Origin of the sequence: Beggiatoa leptomitoformis (assembly GCF_001305575.3) — a bacterium.
Taxonomy (GTDB): Bacteria; Pseudomonadota; Gammaproteobacteria; order Beggiatoales; family Beggiatoaceae; genus Beggiatoa; species Beggiatoa leptomitoformis.
Genome location: NZ_CP012373.2, coordinates 1739830 through 1760740, shown reverse-complemented (window position 1 = coordinate 1760740; position 20911 = coordinate 1739830). Strand labels below are relative to the sequence as shown.

The following is a 20911-nucleotide window of genomic DNA, read 5'->3' as shown; positions in this document are numbered from 1 at the left end:
TTATGAAATCCGCTAAACAACTGGTAAAACTATTAAATAGTGCCTTAGAACATCAACGGGAAGGGCAACTAACCCAAGCAGAAAAACTTTTTCGGCTCGCGTTAAAACTCGCCCCACAACAGCCAGAAACATTGCACGCACTTGGACTATTAAAACATCAACAAGGACAAACAGCCGAGGCGATTAAATTACTAAAAAAAACCATCGCCCTTAAACCTGATGAAGCGACGTATCACAACAACTTAGGCAATTTATTCAATGCACAAGGTGATATTAACAGTGCGATGACGGCATATCGCAAAGCCTTATTGCACAAACCGACGCATTTGAATGCCTTGTGTAATTTAGGAAAATTGCTTGATGCGCAAGATGAGCATGACAGTGCAATTCACTGTTTTCGCCAAGCCGTTAAACTCGCGCCAACAGACGCAGACGTATGGAATCAATTAGGGACTTGTTTGCTAGAAGACTGGCGATATAACCATAGCGCGGAAGCCATAGATTGCTATAAAAAAGCCTTGCAATATCAACCAGATTATGCTGATGCGTGGAATAATTTAGGCATTGCTTACATGGATATGGGCGACAATCCCGCTGCAATCGATTGTTACCGACAAGCACTACAAATTGCACCAAACTATGCACGTGCCTATGAAAATTTAGCGCGGGCGAAAAAGTTTAGCATTGCCGACCAATCGGATATTCAAGCGATTGAAAAATTGCTAGAAAATAGCAAATTAGATGATAACTCACGCATGTATTTGCACAGCGCGTTGGGCAAAATTTACGACGATTTAAACCAATTTGAACAAGCCTTTCAGCATTATCAACACAGTAATGCGATAAAACAGCAATCCGTCGTTTTTGATTACCAAGCACATAGTGCGTGGATAGATGAAATTATTCAGCTATTTAATGCCGATTTTTTTCAACAACCTGCAACAGGTAATCCCAGCACTACGCCAATATTTATCGTTGGCATGATGCGCTCAGGAACAAGTTTAGTTGAACAAATTCTCGCCAGCCATCCACAAGTCTATGGCGCGGGAGAACTCAATTATTTACCACAGCTTGCACAACAATTACCGAATATTTTAAAGGTAAATACACCTTTTCCCGCCTGCGTCTCCGCGTTGACTGCCGACGTTTTGCGGCCCCTTGCGGACAAACTTTTACAACAATTACAAGCCTATAAACCAGATGCGCGGAAAGTCACCGATAAATTACCCGCGAATTTTCTCTATTTAGGCTTGATTGCCCGTTTATTTCCCAATGCGATAATTATTCATTGTCAACGTGAACCACTAGATACCTGCTTATCTATTTATTTTCAACGCTTTAGTCAAAATCATCCTTACGCATACAATTTAAATAATATTGCCCATTATTATCGTGACTATCAACGACTAATGGCACACTGGCAAACAGTTTTACCCGTAAAAATTCATACAGTTTGTTACGAAGAACTACTGGTAAATCAAGAAGATATTAGTCGTCAACTCATTGCAGCATGTGGCATAGAATGGGATGAACGTTGTTTGCACTATCACCAAACCGCCCGCACCGTGCGCACAGCAAGCCATTGGCAAGTCAGGCAACCTGTGTATAAAAGCTCGATGGCGCGTTGGAAACACTACGAAGCATATTTAACCGATATAAAGAAAATTTTGGAGTAATACGCATGTCTTCACCGTTTGATAATGTGGTAAATCGCCAACACACGGACAGTATTAAATGGCAAAAATATGGTGCAGACATATTGCCGATGTGGGTTGCCGACATGGATTTCCCCTCGCCTGAACCTGTTTTAAATGCCCTACAACAACGTGTTGCACATGGTGTTTTTGGCTATGGGGCAGAATCCCAAACGTTATTAACGGTAATCATTGAACGATTAGCACGTTTGTACAACTGGCAAGTAAGCCCTGAAGAAATCATCTTATTACCGGGCTTAGTCAGCGGGCTGAATATTGTTTGTCGTGCTATTGGTGAGGTCGGCGATGCCGTATTAACACAAACCCCTGTTTATCCGCCATTTTTATCCGCACCTACTAATCAACAACGTGAATTACAAACGGTTGCGTTACAAGCCAGTCAAACAAAACAATTTTTAAATTATACAATAGACTACGATGCACTAAAGCAAGCCATTACACCGCGTACACGCTTGTTTTTACTTTGTCATCCACATAATCCTGTTGGGCGACTGTTTACACCTGAAGAATTGACCCAATTGGCAGAAATTTGTTTAGAAAACAAGCTTGTTATTTGCTCAGACGAAATTCATTGTGATTTATTGCTAGATGGGCGCACTCACACCCCGCTTGCCTCACTGTCCCCTGCGATAGCCGAGCAGTGCATTACTTTTATGGCGGCGAGTAAAACCTTTAATATTGCTGGGTTAGGCTGTAGCTTTGCGGTTATTCAAAATCCACAACTGCGCCAACAGTTTAAACGTGCAATGCAAGGCATTGTGCCTGAAGTGAATATTTTAGGCATTACGGCAAGTATCGCCGCCTATCAACACGGCGAATCTTGGCTAGAAGATTTATTAGCCTATTTAAGCCATAACAGCCGTTTTATCAGCTACTTTGCAACGCAATATTTGCCCAATATCAATTTAACTGCGCCTGAAGCAACCTTTTTAGGTTGGTTGGATTGTCGTGCGTTACCCATAGAAGACCCTTTTCAATTTTTCCTAAGCCATGCAAAAGTTGCATTTAATGATGGCGCAACCTTTGGTGCAGGTGGAAAAGGGTTTGTTCGGATTAATTTTGGCTGTCCCCGTGAACAGTTGGTAATGGGATTGAATCGGTTGCGGGAAGCGGTCGCATTATTGAAGTAAATGCAATAACGATTATTTATCTGCTGAATCAATCTGTATGAACAATACGGCTGCAATACGGCTGGAAGCAGTGTTATCCATATTATTTTGTGCATGAAGTTTATTGTCTTTCATTATTATTTAATTCTGAAAGTTCTGATTCAGATGGTTTGCTCGTTACCAAGCTCTGCTTGGTAATGCCTGCCTTGCAAGCTCCGCTTGCCGAGTACAAGCGGGCTTATTAAGCGTGGGGCGTTCAAGTACCCGCCAAGCAGAGCTTGGTAACGAGCAATACTTTTTTACGGAAATCTGTTGAATAGGTCATTTCTTATTCTCTTTTTAAAATACGGTTACTATAGCTAACGCAACTTAAAAAGCAGCTTAATGTAGGGTGGAATAGCGTAGCGTATTCCACCATAAAACGCCAAAAATAGCTGAGTTTATGCAGAAAGCTTGCACTGTTGTGGAATACGGCTTGCGCCTATTCCACCCTACAATAATTATTTTAAAGTGCGTTAGCTATAGATTTAATTCTGAAAATCCTGATTCAGATGGTTTTTAAAACGAAAAAAAAACCTGACAACTTTATCTGTCAGGTTTTTAATTAAATATTACGGCAATAAATTATTTAAACCGTGGTGCAGTGCAATTACCGCAAACCCAAGGATAGGTCCAGTCAGCAGTTTTCTTTGCACTATCAGGAAGGTAGGGACTCCATGCATCCGCACGGATTGTACCATCGGTTTTCCACACAACGTTAAATTGTCCTTTATCCGTGATTTCCCCAATAAATACAGGTTTGTGCAAATGGTGATTTTTTGCATCCATTTGTACTTCAAAACCAGAGGGAGATATAACTTTTTGATACCCTAATGCTTGACGTACCGCATTAACATCGGTTGTTCCCGCTTGCTCAACCGCTTGTTTCCACATATTAATACCGATATAAGTGGCTTCCATTGGGTCATTGGTAACACGACTTTCCGCACCCGCTAATTTTTTCTCTTTGGCATACGCTTGCCATTTAGCAATAAACTCTTTGTTTTGCGGTGTATCTAAAGACATAAAGTAGTTCCAAGCCGCTAAGTGTCCTACAAGCGGTTTGGTGTCTATGCCGCGTAATTCTTCTTCACCCACAGAGAATGCAACAACAGGCACATCTTCTGCTTTTAAACCTTGATTTCCCAACTCTTTATAAAATGGAACGTTAGAGTCACCATTGATAGTGGAAATAACGGCAGTGGGTTTCCCTGTCGCAAAGGTTTTAATTTTGGCAACGATGGTTTGATAATCACTATGTCCGAACGGGGTATATTCTTCCATGATGTCCGTATCGGTAATGCCTTTTTTATTAAGGAAGGCACGTAAAATTTTGTTGGTTGTACGCGGATAAACGTAGTCAGTCCCCAGTAATACAAAACGTTTCGCGCCACCACCATCAGCACTCATTAAATACTCAACGGCTGGAATGGCTTGTTGATTAGGAGCTGCACCTGTGTAAAACACATTGTAGGAAGATTCTTCCCCTTCATACTGCACAGGATAGAATAACAAACCATTTAACTCTTCAAATACAGGTAATACAGATTTACGTGAAACAGATGTCCAGCAACCGAACACAACAGCAACTTTTTCTTTTTGAATCAATTCACGGGCTTTTTCTGCAAACAAAGGCCAGTCAGATGCAGGGTCGACAACAACGGGTTCTAGCTGTTTGCCTAAAACGCCCCCTTTCTTGTTAATTTCTTCAATCGTCATCAGTGCCATGTCTTTTAACGAAGTTTCACTGATGGCCATTGTGCCAGAAAGGGAGTGCAGAATGCCGACTTTGATAGTGTCAGCGGCGAGAGTGAATTGGCTGGCAAGGAGTGTCGCACCAGCGGTTAAACTGAGTAATGCAGTTTTGCTAAAGGCGTGTAGCACGGTTTTTTTCATGTAGTTTTCTCCTGTAGCGAGAGGAATGCGTCGATAGGTATCGACTGCACTTGTTACGGGCAATACTTATGCCACGATACGAAAATATCTGAGTGTTTTAATTAACTAAGTTTTTTCTATGTCCTTAAAATTATTCAGCATAATAACGCACTTTTTTGGTGAGGTATTCGGCTTTATAGCACTAAAAAAACGCATTAAAGCAAATTACCTTGTCATTCTCTGCTATTTCTAACGTTTACGCTACGCTTGAATTGCCGTTACAATGCAAAATACTTGAATGCCCAAACCCCGCCCAAAATCGGTTAGTCCTTCGCCTGTTGTCGCTGTAATCCCTACGTCAGTCGTTGTTATTTGTAATAATGCGGCAATCTGTTGTTTCATTTCTGGAATACGGGGCGTTATTTTTGGGGTTCGACACTCGATGCTAATGGAAATATGGCAAATTTGCCAACCGTGCAAATATTTTAATGCCTCTTGCAAATATACACGGCTATCGGTAATGCCTTGTTGTAAGCATAAGTCATCACTGATTTTTCCTAAAATATTAACCCCTGTGATGCCTGAAATACCATTAGTAATTGCATGTAACACTACGTCAGCATCACTATTACCCGCTAATCCTAATTCATCAGGAAAAACAACCCCACCCAATAACAATGTTTTTTGCTCGTCGGCTAATACAAAACGATGGCTGTCTTGCCCTAACCCAGTTTTAATACGCATGTTGAATTTAACCCTCTTGCCACAATAAAAAGTTTTTTATTTTAGCCTGAATTAACCTGATAATAACGTGCAGAGTCTGCCAAACTTATTGTTAAGCACATTTTTTATTGAGGCGAATATTTATGGAAATGATGTACATATTATTTTTTTTACTAGTATCTATAGGTGTTTTAACGATTTTTTTGTATAAACGTAAAGTTCAACGCTTAGAACAAGAGCGACGCGAAAAGGAAATGTGGTTAATGCAAGAAATCGCCATTCAACAAGTAAAAAAGAAAAAAGCGGAGGATGCACAAAAAGCAACGGTTCAATCCGCTACGCCCCCCGAAAAACCGACAGCCAAATCAGTTCCTAATAAAAAACCCTCTATATAGTGATGTTATTTATCACTAAAAATGGTTGTCTAATTTTTAATCACCTCATGTAGATAGAGAAATTTATGGATAATCCATCCAAATCTGTTGAAATTGGTAAGCATCAACGCGGTGCGGATAAAACTGCACGTATTCCCATTAAAGTTGTTCCCGCTGAACCGCAACGTAAACCAGAATGGATACGCATTCGTGTGCCAAGTGGCTCAGCCGTGCGCGATTTAAAGGATAAACTCCGTACACATCAATTGCATACTGTCTGTGAAGAAGCCTCTTGCCCTAATTTAAACGAGTGTTTTTCAGGCGGAACAGCAACTTTTATGATTATGGGTGATATTTGCACTCGTCGCTGTCCTTTTTGTGATGTTGCGCATGGTCGTCCTGAACCATTGGATGAAAATGAGCCGATAAATTTAGCCCATACAATTGCTGATATGGGACTGAATTATGTGGTGATTACATCCGTTGACCGTGATGATTTACGCGACGGGGGAGCTGGGCATTTTGTAGCATGTATTAGCGCGATTCGAGAATTATCGCCAAAAACACGCATTGAGGTATTAGTCCCTGATTTTCGCGGACGGCTAGAAAAAGCCTTAGAAATTCTGCATCAAGCCCCTCCTGATGTCTTTAATCATAATTTAGAAACCGTTCCTCGTTTATATAAACAAGCACGTCCGGGAGCAGATTATGCGTGGTCATTAAACCTTATTAAACAGTATAAAGCGCAACATCCTGATGTATTAACAAAATCAGGCTTGATGTTAGGGCTAGGAGAAACGCTAGAAGAAGTACAGGCGGTCATGGCGGATTTACGCACGCATGATTGCGATATGTTGACATTAGGGCAATATTTGCAACCTAGCCAACATCATTTAGCATTACAACGCTATGTTACTCCTCAAGAATTTAAAGAATTGGGAGAAACAGCCAAACAAATGGGCTTTAAACAAGTTGCTAGTGCGCCATTGGTACGTTCTTCTTATCATGCGGATAAACAAGCAGAAGGAACTTTTTAACGTTTTATAATTTAGAACCATCAGAATAAATTCTCCCCCGTTTGCGGGGGATACAAAACGCAATTATTTTATATCGCTATCTACCTAAAATTAGAAAGGTTTTTGTTCATCTTACAGCAGATAAATTGAGTAGTGCTAAACAGATTGGTTTACTCCAGAATATTTAAAATACCTGTCATCAAAGCGTCATTTAGATTGATTAGTATCGTTAAGATCATACAAACACCGTGACGGGAAAGAAAACATGAGTGCAGTGTCTGCTGAGTTACTAAAAACGGCGGTTCATCAAAATGAATTAATGAGTCGTCAAGGCATATTAGAGCGTTTATTCAGTTTTTGGTTTAATGGCTTTGTTTACAATCAGATATGGGAAGATCCCAACGTTGATTTACAAGCCTTACAACTAACATCAGATAGCCGCATTCTCACAATTGCCTCTGGTGGTTGTAATATTTTAAATTATTTGATTGAACGCCCTGCAGCCATTGTTGCAGTGGACTTGAATCAATATCACATGCACCTAACTCGTTTTAAATTAGCTGCATTGGCTAATTTACCAAAATACGATGATTTTTATGACTTTTTCGGTTATGGCAATCGTCCTGATAATGTAGAAAAATACAAAACCCACATCAAACCACATTTAGACCCAGAAGCCATTGCTTTTTGGGAAAATAAGACGTTTTTAACGAAATCCTCCGCGCGAATTAATTTTTTTACAAAAGGCTTATATCGTCAAGCCCGCTTTGGTTATTTCATGCGCTTTTTGCACAGATTATCCAAAATTGCGGGTTATGATTTAGGCAAAATTTTGCACGCTAATTCTGTCGCTGACCAAGAAAAAATCTTTGCAGAAGAAATCGCCCCTTTATTTGATTATTGGGTTGTAAAATTAATCGGCAATTTTTCCTTTGCAGTCTTTAGCTTAGGGATTCCTCCACAGCAGTATGATTATATGAAAGAGGAATCACAAGGCAATTTAGTCAATCTATACCGTGAGCGTGTAAGACGTTTATCTTGCCAATTTCCAATAGAAAATAATTACTTTGCATGGCAAGCCTTTAGCTCAAGCTATGACCATAAACAACGGGTTGCATTGCCTGATTATTTGAAAGCTGAACATTTTGATGTTTTGAAAGAAAATGTACATCGTGTTGAAACCCATGTGACTTCATTAATGGGTTGCCTGCGTAAACAGCCGAATGCCAGTTTAGACCGTTTCGTTTTTCTTGATTCACAAGATTGGATGACACCAGAAGCCTTAACCGAATTGTGGCAAGAAATCGCACGGGTTGGTAAAGAAGGCACGCGCATTATTTTCCGCACCGCGTCTCCCGAATCACCTATTGAAAAGGCATTGCCTGCGTCTTTACGCTCCCGTTTTGTTTATGAAGAAGAACGTTCTAAAGAGCTGTTTAAACAAGACCGCTCGGCGATTTATGGCGGTTTCCATATTTATTCATTTGCTTAGTGCATCAGTTGGGGCGTATCCATTCGCCCCAATTTGAAAGAGGATTGAAAATATGGACCAAGTGCAAGCAATGGATCAGATGTATCGTTATCAACGGTATATCTATGATATAACTCGTAAATATTATTTATTTGGACGCGATACGCTCATTCGTGAAATGCCTGTACAGGCAGGTGAAACGGTGTTAGAAATGGGTTGTGGTACAGCACGAAATTTGTTGCTCCTCGCAAAGCGTTATCCTAATGCACAGTTTTATGGTTTAGATGCGTCTAACGAAATGCTGGTTACGGCGCAGCAAAAAGTAGAGAAAAACACTGACGCAAAAAATATTCATCTAGTTCAAGCTTTAGCGGAAGAGTTGGATTATAACAAGCTGTTTAATATAGATAAGCCGTTTGATAAAATCTTTTTTTCTTATGCGTTATCCATGATTCCGCCTTGGCAAAAAGCCTTACAAGCGGCATTACAGAATTTAAAAACGGGTGGCGAGTTACATATCGTTGATTTTTCTGACCAACGTGATTTACCCCGCTGGTTTCAATATGTGCTAACTCGTTGGCTTGATTTGTTTGGCGTACATTATCCACCTGATTTATTGCCTTATTTAGAAAATATGGAAAAACAAGAGCTTGGCACGCTAACCACACGCGGGTTGGGCGGACATTATGCGTTTTTAGCGCGTTTTAAGAAAAAATAAACTGCTGTTTGTTACGTTAGTAAACAGATAACGCTGCTCAAGGCGGTGTTGTCTGTGATGTATTGCAATCTACAAAGCAAATTGTGAATCAAACCATTCCTTGTTACGCTTAGACCTAATTTCCCTTAATGCTTAAAAAAATAGGTCTTCGATGATGCAAGTTTCCCAACAAGACATTCAAGATGCGGTTAAACAAGGCATTCTCGATGCAACACAAGCAACGTCCTTGTGGCAGTTTTTAACCAGTCGACAAACACAACCCCAATTTAATATGGCAAATATTGCCTATTTTTTGGGTGCGTTTCTGGTACTGTGTGCGATGACGTGGTTTTTATCTGAGGCATGGCAACTATTTGGCAGTCTTGGCATTATTGGCATTGCGACGGTGTACGCTTTACTGTTTATCTTGCTCGGGAGTATTTGTTGGCAAAAGCCCCAACAACGGGTAGCAGGTGGGTTACTGTTTACCTTAGCTGTTTGTATGACACCGCTTGCCGTTTTTGGCGTTCAACTGTTGCTAGAACAACAAGAAAATATAAGCTTTTTGTTCCCACAACGTGGCATTTGGATGGCCATTGGCACTATCATTGTTGGCGTTATTACACTGAAGTTTGTGCCATTCCCATTCCTAACAGCTCCCATTGCTTTTGCTTGTTGGTTTTTATCCATAGAACTGATACCGACTATTTTTGGTGGTGAAGCCGCCTTTAGTTGGCAAGTTGAACGAGCGATTACCTTGTATTTTGGCGTTATTATGTTGTTGGGAAGTTATTTAGTTGACCGCCGTACTCGTGAAGATTACGCCTTTTGGGGATATTTATTTGGCATGTTAGCGTTTTGGGTCAGTGTTACGTTGATATTGATGGATACTGAACAGGAATTACAACGGGTGCTTTATCTCATTGTCAATCTTAGTTTACTTATTCTATCAGTATTATTACAACGCAAGGTATTTGTGATTTTTGGGGCATTAGGTATTTTGATTTATGTGGGACATTTATCTTATCGCGTGTTTGCCGACTCGATGCTATTTCCTTTTATTTTAACCTTGATAGGCTTAAGTGTGATTTTTTTAGGCGTGCAATATCAACGGTATGTAACCTATTTTAACGAGGTCATACAACAAAAATTGCCGCGTTCTCTAAAATATTTACTTCCTCAACAACGCATACGTCATTAAATCATGCCCGAATTACCTGAAGTTGAAACCACTCGCCGAGGCATCGCGCAGCACTTAGAAGGGCGCACTGTTACCGCTATTGATGTTCGTGAATCGCGCTTGCGTTGGGCAGTGCCGTCAGACCTTGCAACACATCTATTAGGACAGCCCCTGCAACATATTCAACGACGAGGTAAATATTTACTGTTTGCATATCCAACGGGACATTTAATTATTCATTTGGGCATGTCGGGCAGTTTACGCATTGTCTCTCCTGATACCCCACTGAAAAAACACGACCATGTTTTAATCCAGTTTGGACAAACGTTTAGCCTGCGTTATCACGACCCGCGTCGTTTTGGTTGTGTGTTATGGACAAGTGAACCTGTTTTACAGCATCCATTGCTTGCAAGTTTGGGCGTTGAACCTTTAGAAAATGAATTTACGGGCAAGTACTTACAACAAAAAGCAGGTAAAAAACAGCTTGCCGTCAAAACCTTTATTATGAATAGCCATGTTGTAGTTGGGGTAGGCAACATTTATGCGAGTGAATCCCTGTTTTTAGCAGGCATTCACCCGACTCGCGCGGCGGGCGAGATTACGTTAACCCGTTATGAGCAGCTTGCCAGTACGATACGCGAAGTATTAACTGCTTCAATCGCAATGGGAGGGACAACCTTACGTGATTTTGTTAATACCCAAGGTGAACCGGGTTATTTTAGCCAAACCTTGCGGGTTTATGACCGTGCCACGCAAGCCTGTGTAACCTGTAACACACCAATTGAACGTATCATACTTGGACAACGAGCAACGTATTATTGTCCGCATTGTCAGACATAACACTTGTCACCTTTTCTTATTCATTAACCTGTGTAACCTTTAAAATGTCAGAGCAACCTATTCTTATTGTTGAAGATGAAGCCCCTATTCGGGAAATGTTAAACCTTGCCCTGAGTAAAGCGGGGTTTATCGTCACAGAAGCGGCTGATGTCCGTCAAGCACAGACCTTAATTTTTAACCAACTACCTAAATTGATTTTATTAGATTGGATGTTACCTAATAAAGTTAGCGGTATAGAATTTGCGCGCCAACTAAAAAAAGAACCACAAACGCAAGAAATTCCTATTATTATGCTAACGGCTCGTGGTGAAGAAAGCGATAAAATTCGGGGGTTAGAAGTGGGTGCGGATGACTATGTTACCAAGCCTTTTTCGCCACGAGAATTAGTTGCGCGGATTAAAGCGGTGTTACGACGTGCTTCTACCCATTCGGAAGGTGAACAGCTTGCGGTTAATGAATTACGCCTAGACCCTAATGAACATCGCGTAACAATTGCAGGGCAAGAAGTACAAATGGGCCCTACAGAATTTCGCTTGCTTTACTTTTTTATGCGCCATCCTGAACGGGTTTATAGCCGTAGCCAAGTATTAGACCAAGTATGGGGTGGAAATGTTTATATTGAAGAACGAACTGTCGACGTTCATATTCGCCGTTTACGGAAAGCGTTAGCTGATCATAATTATGATTATTTAATTCAAACCGTGCGCGGAGTAGGTTATCGATTTTCGACGCGCGAATAAATCTAATATTATGTTTAATTAGGTGTTATATAGAAGGGCGAATGAATTCGCCCTTTTTTTGTATCCGCAATAAACCTTTTGCAAAAGCAGCATGGATACCACTAAAAGCGGTATTATCCGTTGTCATTTTTCCTAAGATACTTTTACAAGAAATCTAATATGTCCATTGTTTTCTAATTTAAGCGCGCAATCGGCAGATATTATCAATATTATTGATTGATAATATTCCCCAAAATTGTCCATTATATTTTTAGCCAATCCCAAAAAAATTTAATATACAGTATATTACACATTGTGCTTTAGAGTAACCATATCGCGGTTGTAACAAATCGTTATAAAAAAAATTCTCAAAAAGCTATTAGTCCACTAATATTGTTGTTAAAAAAACTTTATAGTAAACTTTCCTTACATTTTCATGTTTAGGTGAAGCCACTATGTCGACATTATTAGGGAGAATAGTGATATTCGCCCTCATCACGTTACTCTACCAGCCAGTTGCTTACGCACTGTCAGCTGCGGAAGAATACGAAATTAAAGCAACCTTTTTATATAAACTAGGCAGCTTTCTGTATTATCCTCCAACAACCCTATCAGATAACAAAAATCAATCTTTTTATATTTGTATCTTAGGACGCGACCCCTTTCAACAAAATATTGATATTGTAGTTGAAAATCAAACAGTACACGGACATGCTATTAAGGTAAAGCGGTTGCAACAAGTACAAGAAGCAAATTCGTGTCATGTATTATTTATTAGTGATTCGGAACAAGCACGGCTAAAAACGATTTTGCAAGCACTCCAACGGCTGCCCATTTTAACTGTGAGTGATATGGCGAATTTTGTTGAACAAGGTGGAATGCTCAAATTTTACAATGAAGATAATAAAGTCCGCCTAGCCTTAGATTCAACAATAATCAATGCGGTTGCCATTAAGCCGAGTGCGAATCTTTTGAGAGTTGCAACAGATATAAGTGCTGATAACTCGAAACTGAAAGCGGTTAATCAGCAAAGAGGGGCGGAGTAACTAACATGAATAAGATAACAATTTATCTATGCACAGCTTGCTTAGTGTTGTTAGCGTTAGACCTACATGCCGCAACTGATGATGAAATAGCCAAAAGAGCGCGTTTGGCACAATTACGTGATTTAGATTTAGCTGAATTGTCTGAAGTGGAAATTAAGTTGGATGATGCTTTTGATATTTTTGGTGGTTTAGTCAAAGCAAAGACAACCAGCATTGCTACAGGAGCAAAACAGGTAACGGACCGCGCACCTGCAGTTACAACCGTTATTACATCACAAGACCTTGAGGCAATGGGTGCAAGAACGCTCGATGATGCTTTACGTAGTGTTCCGGGCATACAGGTTTCATACAACTATTTTAATATCCCTGTTTATAGTGTTCGCGGAATTTCCGTAGCGGGAGACCATGATTCAGGTTTATTGGTTTTAGTTAATGGTATTCGACTTAACGATTCACACCGTGGTTCTAAAGGATTATATTGGAGCGGTTTTCCTATTAGTACAGTTTCTCGTATTGAAATTATTCGTGGTCCTGGTTCTGCTGTTTATGGGGCTGATGCGCTTGCTGGGGTAATTAATATCATCACTAAAACGGCTGATGATATTGATGGAACAGAAGTGGGTGTACGACTTGGCAGTTATAACACGCAAGACACTTGGGTAACACATGGTAGTGAGTGGAATGGTTTTAAAATCGCGGCAATGGCTGAATTTACTAAAACAGATGGACATCAAGGTACAGTAGAAAGTGATGCACAAACTGTATTTGACGGTATGTTTGGCACACACGCATCTTTAGCACCAGGCGAGTATGGGTCAGAAATTACGACCTATGACACTCATATTGATATTAGTAAACAGCGTTGGCAATTAAGGGCAGGTTTGCATAAGGGAGAGGATATGGGGGCTGGAACAGGCATTGCGCAAGCACTTGGTTCAGATCAACCTATGTCTGAACAAAGAATCAATGCTGATCTGACTTATCACGACCCTAAATTTACCAAAAATTGGGACGTTCAAACACAGTTGAGTTATTTGAATACGCATTTTGAGGCAGAGTTTTATATCTTTCCTATAGGTGCATTCGGTGGTACTTATCCAATAGGATATTTGGGTCGTCCATCAGCGTCAGAAAATCAAACACAATTAGCATTATCTGGATTTTATCATGGCATTGATGACCATTCGATACGTGTTGGTGTCGGTTACGCTAACTATGACCAATATGAAGTAAAAGAGGTAAAAAACTATGGTACTAATCCCTTTACAGGCGAAGATGTGTCACCAACTACTCTTGTGGATGTGAGTGATACATCCGCTTCATTTATACCAGAAGTATCACGGACTGATGGGTATCTTTTTATACAGGATGCGTGGACAATCAATCCTGAATGGGAACTGACAACAGGTGTGCGTTACGATGAATACTCTGATTTTGGTTCAACTGTTAATCCACGTGTTGGTTTAGTCTGGCAGGTACGTTCTGATTTAACAACCAAGCTACTATATGGCAAGGCTTTTCGTGCGCCTTCTTTTCAAAACTTATATAACCGAAACAACCCAGCTCTTCTTGGCAACCCAGATTTAAAACCTGAAAAAAGTGAAACATGGGAATTAGCCTTTGATTATCGTGCGTTAGAAAGTCTGCATTTAGCTTTTAACCTATATCAATATAATATTAAGGATAAAATCACACTTATTGCTATTGGTGATACTGAATTGCAATATGCAAATGCGACCGATTGGAAAGGGCAAGGATTTGAATTCGAAGCGCGTTGGAAAACCAGCATTAAGTCTAGCTTGCTTTTTAATTATAGTTATCAAAACGCTAAAGATGAAGCAAATAACGTCTTGAATAATGCACCTGAACAGATGGCTTATTTACGCGCAGATTATCTGCTTGGTTCTACATGGTATGTAGATACCCAAGTTAATTGGAACAATGGATGGGTACGCGGGCTAAATGATCCACGCCCTGCATTAAACGGCTATACAACGGTAGATTTAACGATTCGTCGCAAAGATATTCGAGCGGGCAATACTAACGTTGCATTTGGTATTCGTAATCTATTTGACGAAGATGTTCGTTATCCTTCTCCTGAACCTAGCAGTGGTTCAGTTGTTAATGTGCCTAACGACTTGCCTGGTGCTGGACGATTCTATTTTATAGAGTTTCGGTATAAATACTGAAATAGTTATGTTTTGTCATGATATTAGGACTCTTGTAGATGCTTAAATTTACGAGAGTTCTCCTAAAAAAGTACCTCAATATTACAGGTTAAATATATAACTGGTGGAGATGGAAAACGTGGAAGATATTAAAAGTGTAGAAGACTATTTTGGTACTATGGATGTTTGGAGTATTTATCATCGTGTTGTCACTGCTAATAACCTATCACATCGTGAAATATACACTGATGTAGCTCGTGTTTTAAGTGAATTAGAGGATGAATTCTCTTTTTTGGACTTGGGCTGTGGGGATGCTACTTATTCGGCACCCATATTAGTGAATCTACCCATAACGTATTATTGTGGAGTTGATCTTTCTGCAACAGCACTGGAATTGGCAGAGAAAAATCTTAGTCTGTTAGCCTGCCCTGTAGAATTGCATAAAATAGATTTGTTGCAAGCACTGCAAAATACCAAACGTCAGTATGATGTTATTTTTTCTAGTTTTGCAATACATCATTTGTCTTATGAAGAAAAAAGCTACTTTTTTCAATCCGTTATTAAACGCCTTAGTAAAAATGGAATATTACTATTGGTTGACGCGATGAGAGAAGAAAATGAAGACCTCCCAACTTATTTACAACGGTATTGCTATCACATAAGGAATGAATGGCAAGGTATAAGACCAGAGGAAAAAGAGCTAGTTTGTTGTCATGTAATGGAAAATGATTTTGTAGAAACAGCCAGTACACTTGAGTTTATGGCAAAGCAAGCAGGGTTTTCTAGCTGTCAGAACGTCAGTAAATATTCGGCACATCAAGTAATTGTTTTGAAAAATCACTTGGGTTTATAGATGTTGTTCACTCAAGCTAGAATTATCGTATCAATGGATAATGTGATGTACCATCACATTTTGAGTAGAAGTGTAATTTAATGAAAAAAATAGCACTAGTGACAGGTGGTAATTCAGGAATTGGTCATGCAACTGCGAAGCTTTTAAAAGAAAAAGGCTATGACGTTTTTATTTCTGGTCGTGATGCAAATAGACTTCAAAAAACGGCTAATGAACTGGGTGTAACATCTTTGTTTGCTGATATGTCTAAACCTGAAGACTTACAAAAATTAGCAATTCCTTTTTTAGAAACTGGCTTAGATGTACTTGTTTGTAATGCGGGAGTTGCGAAACCTATACCCATTCCTGACATCAAATGGACAGACTTTTTTGAGTCCTTTAGCACGAATGTTTGGGGTCCTATTTTTTTAATAAAGGAATTACTCCCTGCATTAGAAAAACGACAGGGAAACATCAGTATCGTTTCATCGGTTGTTGCGCAAACAATGGAAAAATCTAACTTATGTTTATATGCTGCAACAAAAGGTGCAGTCAATGCCTTTGTGTGTAATATGGTTACAGAATTGACACCCAAGGGGATACGTATCAATGCGGTTGCACCAGGGCCTATTGATACACCTATGTTTGATAAGGCAGGTAGTAGTCCAGAGGCGGCAACAGAATTTAAAAGATTGTTAGCTAGTGAAATTCCGTTGGGACGTATTGGAAAACCTGAAGAGGTTGCACATGTTATCGTTGCACAACTTGAGGCGACTTATGTAACAGGTAGTATATGGACCGTTGACGGCGGTGTGAGTGTTGTTTAATTTATAACGTATATAATTTTTTACTTCTATTCAGATGCACTAGAGAAACACCAAACCATGCCAACTTTAGCCGATTTAGCTGTTAGATATCTCAAAAAAATTGGAGTTCAATATGTCTTTGGAATTCCTGGAGGAGCGATTGCGCCTTTGTATGATGCTTTAGCGCGTGGTCAGCTTAAAGGAGCTGATTGGCCAAAAGCAATTGTTGCTCGGCATGAAACAGGGGCCGCATTTATGGCGGATGGTTATGCTCGTGAAACAGGTAAACTCGGCGTTTGCTGCGCGACAACAGGTCCAGGTACGACTAATTTAATCACGGGCGTTGCTTCGGCTTATTTGAGCCATACGCCTATGTTGGTTATTACGGCACAAACAATCTTATCTAATTTTGGCAAAGGCTCATTTCAAGAGTCATCTCCTGATGGGTTGGATACACAATCAATGTTCGATCAGTGTACTAATTACAGTAGCATTATTTCTCACCCTGATCAGTTTGAAGGTAAGTTGCTAGACGCGATTACAGCGGCTTTACGTCATCCTCAAGGTCCTGCACATTTGAGTGTTCCTATTGATGTATTTAAGTTTGTAGTTAGTAATGATATTGAAAGTGAAGAGTACGAAACGGAAAAACAATATGAGTTTGATGGCAGATTAGTTTTACTGGCTAATTTGTTGGATTCTACATTTATTGATGAGAGTGCATTAGATAGACTTTTTAATCGGTTAATTGACTTGCTCAAGAAGCAGAAGAAAATTGTGTTTTTGATTGGTAGCGATTGTGAAGGTGCTATTGACCAAATAGTTAAACTATCTGAATTATTGAACGCACTAATGGTGACAACACCCGAAGGTAAAACGTGGATAAATTCAAATCATCCGTTGTATCGTGGCGTATTTGGGTTTGCAGGACATTTGAGTGCGCGTAAGGCACTGGCTGATAAGTCAGTTGGTTTAATATTAGCGATTGGAACGAGTTTGGGTGAGTGGTCAACAGATGGTTGGGATAAATTATTGATGAATAATAAATTAGTGCATGTTCATCATACACCAAAATATTTTTCCCGCTCTTATATGGCTTGTTTACATGTCTGTGGGCGATTGACAGCTATCTTTAATAAGTTACATCATAGACTAGAGAAACACATCACGACGCATCAGATTGCGTTACCTAAAGTGGGGGGAGAACCATCAAATGTGTTGTCTTGCGATATAGAACGTCGCACACTGGGGCAGGCTTGTGCGCCACGTCATATTGAGATTAACGCACCTGAAAAATATAGACAATATCCCGACGCAATTACATTACCAATTAAGCCTCAACGATTGATGTGTGAGTTGACTTTAAATTTTCCATCAGAAACCCGTTTTTTGGCGGATACAGGCAATAGTTTCGCGTGGACAACGCATTATTTATTTCCAAAAGTAGAGGGGCGTTATCAGGTATCAATGGCTTTTGGGAGTATGGGTTGGGCAATTGGTGCGTCGATAGGAACGGCATTAGCAACGCCCAGTAAATTGGTAGTCTGTATTACTGGCGATGGTAGTTATTTAATGAGTGGGCAAGAAATCACTGTTGCTGTAGAACAGCAATTAACCATCGTGTTTGTCATTTTAAATGATCAAGCACTGGGTATGGTGATGCATGGACAACGCTTAACGGGGGCTGAAATGATAGGATTCAAATTACCGCCCGTAGATTTCGCGATGATGGCAAGGGCAGTAGGCGCACAGGCTTATACGATTCGCACCCTGAATGATATGCAACAATTGGACTATAAAGCTATTGCAACACATAATGGTCCAACATTGCTAGATATTCATATTGATTCGAAAGAAGTGCCACCCATGGAAATGCGTGTGCGTGCATTGAATAAATCGTAGAATATACAAGAAATATTTAAAATATCGGTCGTGTTGATCAATTTCCTTATTTATTTATCTCTTAAGCCCCTCTTGTTTATCTCTCCTCAGTTCAAAGCATTGTTTCTTGTTTTACACTTTATTCATTACGTTAGGAATATTTCACAATGAGAGCATTGCTGAACAATCTTTCAATTCGAGGAAAACTCAGTGCTATTATTCTGGTTGTTAGTCTTTTTTTATTATTACTTACCTCCATTGGATTAATTATTAATGAATATAAATCATTGGAGAAAAATCTTGAAACAGATTTGTTTGCGTTAGCCACGATTATTAATAGCAATAGCACGTCAGGACTTGCATTTAATGATGACCATTTAGTCGTTGATGTGTTGTCTTCGCTTGCTGTAAAAACTAATATTACAGAAGCACATGTTTTTACAATGGAAGGTAAATTATTTGCAAGCTACTACCGAAAGGATGCTAAACATGTTGAAGGTATTAATAATAATTTTATCCAACGTTATTTTGCAGATACCCAAAATAGGTCATTGATGAATTTAGCAGAACTGCAAGACAGTTTTACTGCACATGATAACCACGTTAATGTCTTCTCAAAAATAATCCAAGAACGAAATCCTATTGGAATTCTTTTCATACAGTCTGATTTAACAGGATTTCAACAACGTTTATACTTATATATCGTCACCGTGTTTGGTGTAATGTTCATCTCTCTTATTCTTACCTCATTACTTGCAGGCTATTTACAAAATATTATTACACAACCTGTTTATAATCTATTACATGTGATGACAACGGTGACACGCGAAAAAAACTACACCTTACGTGCTCCAAAAACAGTGAATGACGAAATTGGCAAATTAATTGATGGCTTTAACGAGATGTTGGCAAATATTGCCGCACGCGACCAAGAAATTCGTATTCTTAATAAACAATTGACCGAAGAAAATAGCCGCATGGGGGCAGAACTGGATATTACGCGCCGGTTACAACAAATGGTCTTACCAACAACCAATGAATTGCAACAGGTTGAAGGATTAGATATTGCGGGCTTTATGGAACCTGCAGACGAGGTTGGTGGCGATTATTATGATGTATTACAACATGATGGACGGGTAAAAATTGGAATTGGCGATGTAACAGGACATGGTCTAGAAAGTGGCGTGGTTATGCTAATGGTGCAAATGGCAGTACGTACATTGCTCACTAATAATGTGACCGACCCTAAAGCCTTTTTAGCTATTCTTAACCGCGCCGTGTTTGACAATGTACACCGTATGCAGTCCGACAAAAATTTAACCCTTACTCTGCTCGATTATGAAGCGGGTGTATTGCGTTTTGTAGGACAACACGAAGATATCTTACTTGTCAGGCAAAATGGTAAAGTAGAATGTATTGATACCCTCAATTTGGGATTTATGGTCGGTTTAGTACGTGAAATTAGTGATTTTCTCGTATCAGAAGAACTAAACCTTGCGATTGGTGAAGGGATTGTGCTTTATACCGATGGGATTACAGAAGCGCGAGATGATGAGGGTAATCTTTTCGGACTAGAACGTCTTTGTGATGTTATACAAGCGCATTGGCAACTATCCGCCAAGAAAATTCAACAAGCCATTATTTCAGACGTATTACGTCATATTAACGGCTATAAAATAGCTGACGATATTACTCTGTTGGTAATAAAACGTATGGCGTAAAATGTTGAATAAAGACACAGGTAAAAAATGGTTATTAAACTTAGGCTAGATAAAGAGAGCATGTTTTATGGGAAATAACAACGCATCACCCAGTAGAATTTTTGGAACGTTTTTTGAGGAGTTACCAGAATATATAGAGTATTTAACCATCGGCTTTTCTCCGACTTATGCACCACTAAAAAAACGCTGGGAAAATAACGGATTGTCTGCCGATTTTATTGCTGATTATTTCCGCGTATTTTATGTCAGCAAACAAGAAACCTATCTGGAATCTGTGGACGAGCTGCTTGTCGCTAATTTGCGTGATTCTGTAAAATATGTTGCAAACGAATTGTTAGAAAATGCAATGAAATTTCAAGATGAATCCATTCCCTTCAGAAAGAATACCGCTTGTATTGCCCTATCACTGCATACCGATAAAATCATCTTCAGCGTTAAAAACAGTTCAACTGCCCAACAAGCAGCTATATTTCAACAATATATTGAGCAATTATTAGCCTGCAATCCAGAAGAACTTTATGTGCAAACCATGCGTGACAGTGCAAAAGCAGAAAATGCAAACCATTCAGGCTTAGGATTACTTAGTATGATTTGTGACCATGCCGCAACACTAGGCTGGAAGTTCCAACCACACGCGACTGATCCTAATATTGTCACTGTTACAACAATGGTGACACTAGATGCAGACCAACCATAAAA

At 39.6% G+C, this 20911-nt stretch carries 18 protein-coding genes; 16 read left to right on the top strand and 2 right to left on the bottom strand.

Features of this window, described 5'->3' with window-relative positions:
* The first annotated feature begins 2 nt into the window (after nucleotides 1-2).
* Both AL038_RS07355 and AL038_RS07350 read left to right on the top strand, forming a co-directional pair.
* Nucleotides 3-1676, top strand: a complete 1674-nt coding sequence (locus AL038_RS07355; RefSeq protein WP_062151141.1) for a tetratricopeptide repeat-containing sulfotransferase family protein — start codon at nucleotides 3-5, stop codon at nucleotides 1674-1676.
* A gap of 5 nt (nucleotides 1677-1681) precedes the next feature.
* Nucleotides 1682-2845: a MalY/PatB family protein gene (locus AL038_RS07350; protein ID WP_062151139.1), complete on the top strand. Its 1164-nt coding sequence runs from the start codon at nucleotides 1682-1684 to the stop codon at nucleotides 2843-2845.
* Between the two features lie 603 nt (nucleotides 2846-3448).
* Here AL038_RS07350 and urtA read toward each other — a convergent pair.
* On the bottom strand, nucleotides 3449-4822 hold the full coding sequence (gene urtA, locus AL038_RS07345; protein ID WP_272898042.1) for an urea ABC transporter substrate-binding protein: 1374 nt from the start codon (nucleotides 4820-4822) through the stop codon (nucleotides 3449-3451).
* A gap of 177 nt (nucleotides 4823-4999) precedes the next feature.
* A complete protein-coding gene (gene ispF / locus AL038_RS07340; protein ID WP_201800139.1) occupies nucleotides 5000-5482 on the bottom strand; it encodes a 2-C-methyl-D-erythritol 2,4-cyclodiphosphate synthase in 483 nt (160 codons plus the stop codon).
* A gap of 182 nt (nucleotides 5483-5664) precedes the next feature.
* Between ispF and AL038_RS07335 the strand changes: the two genes are divergently transcribed.
* The 14 genes from AL038_RS07335 to AL038_RS07270 all read left to right on the top strand — a co-directional run bounded on the left by AL038_RS07335 (nucleotide 5665) and on the right by AL038_RS07270 (nucleotide 20909).
* Nucleotides 5665-5856, top strand: a complete 192-nt coding sequence (locus AL038_RS07335) for a hypothetical protein (RefSeq protein ID WP_161575450.1) — start codon at nucleotides 5665-5667, stop codon at nucleotides 5854-5856.
* Nucleotides 5857-5921: 65 nt separating this feature from the next.
* The gene (gene lipA, locus AL038_RS07330; RefSeq protein ID WP_062151129.1) at nucleotides 5922-6872 is read left to right on the top strand and encodes a lipoyl synthase; all 951 of its coding nucleotides are present in this window, start codon (nucleotides 5922-5924) and stop codon (nucleotides 6870-6872) included.
* 244 nt (nucleotides 6873-7116) lie between these two features.
* A complete protein-coding gene (locus AL038_RS07325) occupies nucleotides 7117-8343 on the top strand; it encodes a BtaA family protein (protein ID WP_062151127.1) in 1227 nt (408 codons plus the stop codon).
* A gap of 52 nt (nucleotides 8344-8395) precedes the next feature.
* Nucleotides 8396-9040: a class I SAM-dependent methyltransferase gene (locus AL038_RS07320; RefSeq protein WP_062151124.1), complete on the top strand. Its 645-nt coding sequence runs from the start codon at nucleotides 8396-8398 to the stop codon at nucleotides 9038-9040.
* 151 nt (nucleotides 9041-9191) lie between these two features.
* Complete coding sequence (locus tag AL038_RS07315; protein ID WP_083991460.1) at nucleotides 9192-10220, top strand: DUF2157 domain-containing protein; 1029 nt, start codon at nucleotides 9192-9194, stop codon at nucleotides 10218-10220.
* 3 nt (nucleotides 10221-10223) lie between these two features.
* A complete protein-coding gene (gene mutM / locus AL038_RS07310; protein ID WP_062151119.1) occupies nucleotides 10224-11039 on the top strand; it encodes a bifunctional DNA-formamidopyrimidine glycosylase/DNA-(apurinic or apyrimidinic site) lyase in 816 nt (271 codons plus the stop codon).
* A 44-nt stretch (nucleotides 11040-11083) separates the two neighbouring features.
* On the top strand, nucleotides 11084-11779 hold the full coding sequence (gene phoB, locus AL038_RS07305; RefSeq protein WP_062151115.1) for a phosphate regulon transcriptional regulator PhoB: 696 nt from the start codon (nucleotides 11084-11086) through the stop codon (nucleotides 11777-11779).
* 434 nt (nucleotides 11780-12213) lie between these two features.
* Complete coding sequence (locus AL038_RS07300; RefSeq protein WP_062151113.1) at nucleotides 12214-12804, top strand: TOL_0243 family YfiR-like periplasmic protein; 591 nt, start codon at nucleotides 12214-12216, stop codon at nucleotides 12802-12804.
* A 5-nt stretch (nucleotides 12805-12809) separates the two neighbouring features.
* On the top strand, nucleotides 12810-14993 hold the full coding sequence (locus tag AL038_RS07295; RefSeq protein WP_062151110.1) for a TonB-dependent receptor plug domain-containing protein: 2184 nt from the start codon (nucleotides 12810-12812) through the stop codon (nucleotides 14991-14993).
* A gap of 118 nt (nucleotides 14994-15111) precedes the next feature.
* Nucleotides 15112-15825, top strand: coding sequence for a class I SAM-dependent methyltransferase (locus AL038_RS07290; protein WP_161575449.1), 714 nt, complete (start codon nucleotides 15112-15114; stop codon nucleotides 15823-15825).
* An 80-nt stretch (nucleotides 15826-15905) separates the two neighbouring features.
* Nucleotides 15906-16631, top strand: a complete 726-nt coding sequence (locus tag AL038_RS07285; RefSeq protein WP_062151104.1) for an SDR family NAD(P)-dependent oxidoreductase — start codon at nucleotides 15906-15908, stop codon at nucleotides 16629-16631.
* Between the two features lie 57 nt (nucleotides 16632-16688).
* Nucleotides 16689-18512, top strand: a complete 1824-nt coding sequence (locus tag AL038_RS07280) for a thiamine pyrophosphate-binding protein (RefSeq protein ID WP_062151101.1) — start codon at nucleotides 16689-16691, stop codon at nucleotides 18510-18512.
* A 146-nt stretch (nucleotides 18513-18658) separates the two neighbouring features.
* The gene (locus AL038_RS07275; RefSeq protein ID WP_062151098.1) at nucleotides 18659-20212 is read left to right on the top strand and encodes a SpoIIE family protein phosphatase; all 1554 of its coding nucleotides are present in this window, start codon (nucleotides 18659-18661) and stop codon (nucleotides 20210-20212) included.
* A 67-nt stretch (nucleotides 20213-20279) separates the two neighbouring features.
* Nucleotides 20280-20909, top strand: a complete 630-nt coding sequence (locus tag AL038_RS07270; protein WP_062151094.1) for a slr1658 family protein — start codon at nucleotides 20280-20282, stop codon at nucleotides 20907-20909.
* Nucleotides 20910-20911: the final 2 nt, after the last annotated feature.